At 70.9% G+C, this 7,587-nt stretch carries 7 protein-coding genes; 4 read left to right on the forward strand and 3 right to left on the reverse strand.

Annotated features, from left to right (window positions below):
• Positions 1 to 6 precede the first annotated feature (6 nt).
• Positions 7 to 1,197, forward strand: coding sequence for an MFS transporter (locus AC07ZS_RS29215; RefSeq protein ID WP_494801947.1), 1,191 nt, complete (start codon positions 7 to 9; stop codon positions 1,195 to 1,197).
• Here the strand turns inward: AC07ZS_RS29215 and AC07ZS_RS29220 are convergent.
• Positions 1,180 to 2,556, reverse strand: a complete 1,377-nt coding sequence (locus tag AC07ZS_RS29220; protein WP_494801941.1) for a chloride channel protein — start codon at positions 2,554 to 2,556, stop codon at positions 1,180 to 1,182. The genes AC07ZS_RS29215 and AC07ZS_RS29220 overlap by 18 nt on opposite strands.
• A gap of 106 nt (positions 2,557 to 2,662) precedes the next feature.
• Here AC07ZS_RS29220 and ssb point away from each other — a divergent pair, with 106 nt between their 5' ends.
• Positions 2,663 to 3,163 carry a single-stranded DNA-binding protein gene (gene ssb / locus AC07ZS_RS29225; protein WP_494801942.1) on the forward strand — a complete coding sequence of 167 codons (501 nt, stop codon included), beginning with the start codon at positions 2,663 to 2,665 and terminating at the stop codon, positions 3,161 to 3,163.
• Positions 3,164 to 3,234: 71 nt separating this feature from the next.
• Here the strand turns inward: ssb and AC07ZS_RS29230 are convergent, their stop codons facing one another.
• Positions 3,235 to 4,062, reverse strand: coding sequence for a hypothetical protein (locus AC07ZS_RS29230; protein ID WP_494801943.1), 828 nt, complete (start codon positions 4,060 to 4,062; stop codon positions 3,235 to 3,237).
• Between the two features lie 302 nt (positions 4,063 to 4,364).
• Here AC07ZS_RS29230 and AC07ZS_RS29235 point away from each other — a divergent pair, with 302 nt between their 5' ends.
• Entirely contained in the window at positions 4,365 to 5,069 is a 705-nt protein-coding gene (locus AC07ZS_RS29235; protein ID WP_494801944.1) for a ProQ/FINO family protein, read from the forward strand.
• Positions 5,066 to 6,343: an MFS transporter gene (locus AC07ZS_RS29240; RefSeq protein WP_494801945.1), complete on the forward strand. Its 1,278-nt coding sequence runs from the start codon at positions 5,066 to 5,068 to the stop codon at positions 6,341 to 6,343. The genes AC07ZS_RS29235 and AC07ZS_RS29240 overlap by 4 nt, the downstream gene beginning before the upstream one ends.
• On the opposite strand, the gene AC07ZS_RS29245 is transcribed toward AC07ZS_RS29240, so the two are convergent.
• Positions 6,307 to 7,587 (reverse strand): FIST signal transduction protein (locus AC07ZS_RS29245; protein ID WP_494801946.1); only part of this gene is annotated, 1,281 nt, incomplete at its 5' end. The two genes, AC07ZS_RS29240 and AC07ZS_RS29245, sit on opposite strands and share 37 nt — an antisense overlap.

Consider the following 7,587-nt stretch of genomic DNA (forward strand, 5'->3'; position numbering starts at 1 on the left):
GCCCGCATGACCCCCGCCGAGCGCCGCGCCAGCGCCTCCCTGGCCCTGGTGTTTGCGCTGCGCATGCTGGGCTTGTTCATCGTCCTGCCGGTGTTCGCGCTCGAAGCCGCGCGCCTGCCCGGCGGCGATGACGCTGCCCGGGTGGGCTTCGCCATGGGCCTGTACGGGCTGACGCAGGCCTTCCTGCAGATTCCCCTGGGCCTGGCCTCCGACCGCTTCGGCCGCAAACCCGTCATCGTGGCCGGCCTGCTGCTGTTCGCCCTGGGCAGCGGCATCGCCGCCTGGGCGCCCGACCTCACCTGGCTGGCCATCGGCCGGGCGGTGCAGGGCGCGGGGGCCATCTCCGCCGCCGTGACGGCCTTCCTGGCCGACGTCACGCGCGACAGCGTGCGCACCAAGGCCATGGCCATGGTGGGCGCCAGCATCGCGCTCATGTTCGCGCTGTCCCTGGTGCTGGCGCCCGTGCTGGCGGCCTGGGTCGGCCTCTCGGGCATCTTCGCCATCACCGGCGTGCTGGCGCTGCTGGCCATCGCCGTGGTGATCTGGGTGGCGCCGCCCGAGCCGCGCGAACACCGGCCCTCCGACATGAGACAGCTGCGCACCGGCCTGGCCGAGGTGCTGCGCCACCGCGGCCTGCTGCGCCTGAACCTGGGGGTTTTCGTGCTGCACGCGGTGCAGCTGGCGATGTGGATGGCGGTGCCGGCCCTGCTGGTGGCCGCCGGCCTGCCCAAGGCGGACCACGGCCACATCTACCTGCCCGCCGTGGCGGCCTCCCTGCTGGTGATGGGCGGCGTGCTCTTTCCCATGGAGCGCCGGGGCCGGCTGCGCGCGGCCTTCCTGATCGCCATCGCCCTGATCGGCGCGGTGCAGCTGGCGCTGTGGGCGCTGGCCGACGCACAACCCGGCCTGTGGACCCTGGGCGGGCTGCTGTTCGTGTTCTTCATCGGCTTCAACACGCTGGAAGCCAGCCAGCCCAGCCTGGTCTCCCGGCTGGCGCCCGCGCATGCCCGGGGCGCCGCACTGGGCGTCTACAACACGCTGCAATCCGTCGGTTTCTTCGTCGGCGGTGCGGTGGGCGGCTGGCTGGCGCGCGAGCACGGCGCCCAGGGCCTGTTCGCGGCCTGCACTGTGGCCATGCTGGTGTGGCTGGTGGTCGCCTGGCCGATGCAGGCGCCGGCGTCAGCGGGCCGGCGCTGAGCCTTCCCCGGCCGGCTCCGGCGAGGCCTGGGCGCCATCGCGCATCGAGCGCATCATGAGCTGCGACATCGTGCTGTAGAGCGGCCGGCTGATCATGCGCGAGATCAGGCTGGCCAGCAGCGCGCAGGCCATCAGGCTGAGCACCATGCTGTGGCCGTCGGTCATCTCCATCACGATGATCATGGCGGTGATCGGCGTCTGCGTCACGGCCGCCAGGAAGCCGCACATGCCCAGGGCGATCAGCGCCGCGCCGTGCGGCGAATCGAGCAGCCAGGCCACGTCCGCCCCCACCCCGGCGCCGATCGACAGGCTGGGCCCGAACAAGCCCCCGGGCACGCCTGCCCACGACGACAGCCATGAAGCCACGAACTTCAGGCCCGTGAACACCAGAGGCTGGTGCGATGCGTCCGGCTGCCCCAACTGGTCCAGCATGAGCTTGGTGTGTTCGTGCCCCCCGCCCACGGCCGTGCCGCCGCTGACGACGGCGATCACCGCCACCGCGAACCCGCAGATCGCCGCGAAGGTGACCGGGCGCTTGCGCCGGTAGGCACAGAAACGGTCGGGCAGGCCGATGAACGAGGCCAGCATGAGGCGCGACATCAACCCGCCCAGCAGCCCGCAGCCCACGGCCACCAGCGCGCCCGGCAGGAACAGGCTCCATGACAGGGCTTCGGCCCGCACCCGGCCGAAATACGACAGGTTGCCGAACGCAGACACCGCCACGAGACCCGCGATCACGATCGCCGCCAGCATCAGGCCGCTGTTGCGGTCCTGCAGGCGCCGGGACAGCTCCTCGATGGCGAACACGATGCCGCCCAGCGGAGTGTTGAAGGCCGCGGCGATGCCCGCCGCGCCACCGGCCACCAGCAGCTCGCGGTGGGTGATGCCCGAATTCGGCGACAGCCAGCGGCGCGCATGCAGCATGACCCCGGCGGCGACCTGCACGGAAGGCCCCTGACGACCGATCGACAGGCCGGCCAGCACGCCGCCCGACACCGCCACCATCTTCACCAGGCTCAGCCGCAGCGAGACAAAGCGCGAGCGCTCGCGCAAGGGCGTGGCCGGGTCCAGCGCGGTCAGGACCTGCGGCACACCCGAACCGGCCGCGCCCGGCGCCCAGCGGCGCACGGCCCAGACCACCAGCGCGGTGAGCGCGGGCGTCCACACCAGGGGCGCCCACCACCAGCCGCTGCGCAGGCCGCTGTACAGCGCGAAGGCCCCGTCGGCCAGCAGGGTGAACACCACCACCGCCAGGCCCGCCAGCACGGCATAGAGCATCACCACCGCCCGGTCCAGCCATTGGCGACCGCCGCCCATTTCATCGCGCAGGTTCTGCAGGAAGTCCGGTTCGCCTTTCATGGGGCCAGTGTATCGGCCGGCGCGGGCCGAACCGGCAGTTGCGGCACAATGGCAGGCCGCGTCCCGGCCCCGTCCGGGCCCGCTCTCTCTTCAGGACATCACCACCATGGCATCCGTCAACAAAGTCATCCTCGTCGGCAACTGCGGCCGCGATCCCGAAATCCGCTACCTGCCGTCCGGCCAGGCCGTGGCCAATGTCAGCGTGGCGACCTCCAGCCGCCGCAAGGACAAGAACAGCGGCGAGATGATCGAAGACACCCAGTGGCACCGCGTCACCTTCTACGACCGCCTGGCCGAAATCGCCGGCGAGTACGTGAAGAAGGGCCGCCCGATCTACGTGGAAGGCCGTCTGAAGTACGGCAAGTACACCGACCAGTCCGGCGTCGAGAAGAACACCGTGGACATCATCGCCACCGAACTGCAGCTGCTCGGCGGCCGTGAGGGCATGGGCGGTGGCGGCGGTGAAGAAGGCGGTGGCGGTGGCGGTTACTCGCGCCCTGCTCCCGCGCCTCGCGCCTCGGCGCCCGCGCCGCGCCAGGCCCCGCCGCCCGCACCCGCGCGCCAGTCCAGCGGCTTCGACGACATGGACGACGACATCCCGTTCTAAGTTGGAAAAACCCACTTTTTTGTGGGTAGAGGCCTGCGCTCCTTAGGGACGCAGGCCTTTTTCATGGCACGTCAATCCAGGCCGAGTTGCTCGGGCAACCGCAGCACAGCGGCGTACAAGGCATGGCGCGTCATGCAGGCGTGCGCTTCCCGCATGAGCAGGGAGCCGCGCTGCCAGTCCTGATGGATCACCACCCGCGCGAACGCGAGCGCGCCCCGTGACCCCATGTGAATCCCCGGCTCGGCCAGCTGGCGCGCTCGCTCGGTGCTCGCCCATCGGGCATGCGCCAGCTCCCGGCCCACGACCGCCCGCTGGTAGGTCTCCCTGGCCTGAACGAAACGATCGCCCATCCATTCGCCATGCAGGTCCGACGCCTCCCCCAACGCGGCCCGGTGGCGCGGCGCGTCACGCGCCAGCCGTTCGACCTCGGCAGGATCCAGGGGCACAAAAGCCGCCTCATGGGCGTTCAGCTGGGCCGGCAGCAGGCGGGTCACCCGCGTGAAGTGCCGACCCGCCGCGTCCCACAGGGACGTGGCCATCTCCACCAGGTGCCGCAAGTCCGCCTGCATCGACGAGAACTGCAACCGCTGCTCACCGGTGCCCAGCTCATCACCCCGGGCGGCCAGCAGATGCGTCACGTCCTTGAAGATCTGCTGGGTGTTCAGGCTGCCCATCAACCGGCGGCGGGCCGTGTCCACCTCGTGGCATGCGGTCAGCACCACCAGGAGCCGATCGTTGAGCCGCCGCTGCTCGACCGGAGTGCGCGCATCCCGCCCGCCTTCGCGCCGGTACACATGCTGCAGCACGTCCCGAAAACTCATGCCCTCGGTCATGCCCACCCCCATCCCCCTGGGATGGGAAGCTCCCGGCCATTCACTGTCGTCGAACGCTTCAAACATGCTGGCGTCTTTCCAGAATCGGGTTGTCGGGACACCAAGGGACCGCCTTTTAGGCAGCCCATCGGCGCTCGCTGCGCGGGGCTTTCCGTCTTCATGGGACGGGCCACGGCGTTCGCGGACGAAATTTATAACACTATAAGACTACTTATCCCTGTTTTTCGTGGGAAAGCAGGCTTTGGCACCACTGTCTCCGCCATGCCAGGAGACGCCGGCAGGTCCGGGATCCCACCGGCGTGGGCGCCGTGCGTCGCTGGCATGATGTCGGACTTCGCAGCCTCGCTGCCGGTATTCACGTCCTTGTCATGAACACAGCCATCACCCCGCCCGACGCGCCCGCTCCCGCCCAACCGGCCCGCGCACGCCGCGGCGCACGCAACAACGCCCCCCGAGCCGACGCGCGCCCCGCGCGCCAGCACCCCGTGCTCGACCAGCTCGCCCAGCTGGCGCCCGCCCTCTTCGGTGAAGTGCTCAAGCCGCTCAAACGCGGCATTTACCAGGATCTGCTCGACGCCCATCCCGGGGTGCTGGAGGCCGACAGCCTCAAGGCGGCGCTGGCGCTGCACACCCGCTCGTCCCGCTACCTGACCGTGGTGGCCTCGGGCCAGCCGCGCCACGACCTCGCCGGCCAGCCGGTCGAAGACCTGGCCCCGGAGCATGTGCACCACGCACTGATCGAGGTCTTCCGGCGCCGCCAGAGCCGCTCACCCGAAGACCTGGTACCCAAGCTGCGCCAGCGCATCGCGCTGGCCTTCGAGGCCTCGGGCCTGGGCCGGGAGGCCTATGCCACGCTGGTGCGGGGACGTGACGAAACCGTCAACACCATCACCGACGAAGCGCTGGCGGAGGCGGCCGGCCGCGCCGCACGCGACGAGGCCCTGCTGCGGGCCTTCGATGGCAGCGGACAGACGGTGGAAGCCTTTGCCGACATGTACGGCATGCCGGTGCACGAAGCCCGCCGCACGCTGGATCGCGCCCGGGCCCGCCAGACACCGCCGCGCGCCGAATGAGCCCGGCCGCCGCCACCGAATCCCCCTACGCCTGGTGGCGGCTGCTCGTCTCGCTCGCGCTCATGACGCTGGGCGGCGTGGGCATGTACTCGGTCACCGTGGTGCTGCCGCGCATCCAGGCCGACTTCGGCGTCGATCGCGGCGCGGCCTCGCTGCCTTACACGCTCACCATGGTGGGCTTCGGCATCGGCGGCATCCTCATGGGCAAGCTGTCCGACCGCTTCGGCGTGATGGTGCCGGTGCTGGGCGGCGCCGTGGGCCTGGGCCTGGGTTTCATCGCCGCCGGTGCGGCCACCACGCTCTGGCAGTTCAGCCTGGCACAGGGCCTGCTCATCGGCCTGCTCGGCACCTCGGCCACCTTCGCGCCGCTGGTGGCCGACACCTCGCGCTGGTTCGACCGCCGGCGCGGCATCGCGCTGGCAATCTGCATGAGCGGCAACTACGTGGCCGGGGCGGTCTGGCCGCCGGTGACACAGCATTTCATCGACCACGGCGGCTGGCGCGAGGCCTACACCTTCATCGGCGTGTTCTGCCTGCTCACCATGCTGCCACTGGCCCTGGTGCTGCGGCGGCGTCCGCCGCCAGAAGCGGCACCGGTGCCGGCCGCGGCCCCCGCCGGTGCGCCCGCGGCACAAAACGACCGGCCGCTTGGCCTCTCGCCCGGCACGCTGCAGGCCCTGCTGTGCGTGGCCGGCGTGTCGTGCTGCGTGGCCATGTCCATGCCGCAGGTGCACATCGTGGCCTACTGCACCGACCTCGGCTTCGGCGCCGCGCGCGGTGCCGAGATGCTTTCGGTGATGCTGGGCATGGGCGTGGCCAGCCGGTTGATCTCGGGCTGGATCTCCGACCGCATCGGCGGCCTGCGAACGCTGTTGCTGGGCTCGGTGCTGCAGGGCGTGGCCCTGCTGATGTTCCTGCCTTTCGACGGCCTGGTGCCGCTGTACCTGATCTCAGGCCTCTTCGGCCTGTTCCAGGGCGGCATCGTGCCGAGCTACGCCCTGATCGTGCGCGAGCACTTCGCGCCCATGCAGGCCGGCGTGCGCGTGGGCACGGTGCTCATGGCCACGCTGCTGGGCATGGCGCTGGGCGGCTGGATGTCGGGCGCGATCTTCGACCTGACCGGCTCCTACCGGGCCGCCTTCCTCAACGGCATCGGCTTCAACCTGCTCAACATCAGCATCGTGCTCTTCCTGTTGCGGCGCGCCCGGGCGCGCGGCATCGGCCTGGGCCGTGCGCCTCAGGGCATGGTGAAGACGGTGAGCACGCCGGTGTAGCCGTAGAGGCTGTGGTGGGCGATCTCGCCGCCGGCGAAAAACCCCACCAGCGGCACATCGCCCAGCGCACGGCGCACCACCTGAAGCTCGGCGCTGGGGCTGCCAAAATGCGGCCCTCCGCGTCCCGAGCAACTCACGTACACCGCCCCGGCGATGCGCCGCGCGGCGTGCGGCCCGGCGTCCACGTCGCTGGACGAGAGCGCCGCCGCCATCGGCAGGCCAAGCTCTTCGGGCTCGAGCTCTTCGCGCACCTCGGCGCACACGCGCACGAGGTCGGCGCGCGCGGCCGCGGCATTGCGCTCGCAAAAAGCCAGGCGCGTGCCCACCGGTACGACGTCGGCGATCGCAATGCCGCGCCGCCCCGGATCGAGACCGATCAGGTGGCGCACCAGCACCTCGGTGCCGAACTGGCCCCGCACCCGGGGCGTGGGCGTCGAGGCATCGCCCACGGGCGGCGACAGCCCCACGAGCGTGGCGCGCAGGCGTGGCATGGCGTCCTCGGGTTGTTCGAGCGAGATCACGCGCTCGCGCAACAACACATCCAGCGCGGGCTCGTCGTCGAGCATCAGCACCAGGTTGCCGTCGGATGCGGTGACCGTGCGCTCGCGGTCCACCGGCTGCGCGCCCTGGGTGACGCGCGAGATCAGGCCCACATCCGCGCCGAAGGCCACACCGCTCAGGCCCCCATGGAACACGCCGCTGGCCGCGCCCTGGCCGTCGAGGGTGCCCGCGCTGCTGAGCGAGAACTGCACGCTCTGGTGGCGGCTGGCGGCCAGCCCGCCGAACACATAGCCGCTGCGCGTGCGCTCGGCCATCTCGGCGATCAGCTCGGCCAGCTCGGGCGTGCCGCCGTCCGCATGCACCAGCGCCGTGTGCGCCTCGAAGCGGTCGGCGACCGCCGGGCGGCCGCTGGTCGAGAGCGGCGCCACGCCGCTGAACACGCGGTACTGGCCGGGGTGCAGGTCGCACAGCATCACGCACATCGCGGGCTCGTCGAAATACTCGACGTTGTTGGCCGCGATGCCCACGCCCACGGTGCCGGCCCAGTCGATCGCCTCGGACGACAGCTCACCACTCAGGTGCTTGAGGATGGCCTCGGCTTCATCCGCGTAGTGGTCGGTGATGTAGAGCAAGCCCAGGCAGGGTGATTTGGCGTACTCGGGCAGCGCCATCTGCGCGCGCAATTGCGCGAGCACGAGGGCGGCGGCCATCCGCCATTGCGGGTGGGTGGCGTGGGCGTAGGG

This window comes from Hydrogenophaga sp. GW456-12-10-14-TSB4 (genome assembly GCF_059424305.1).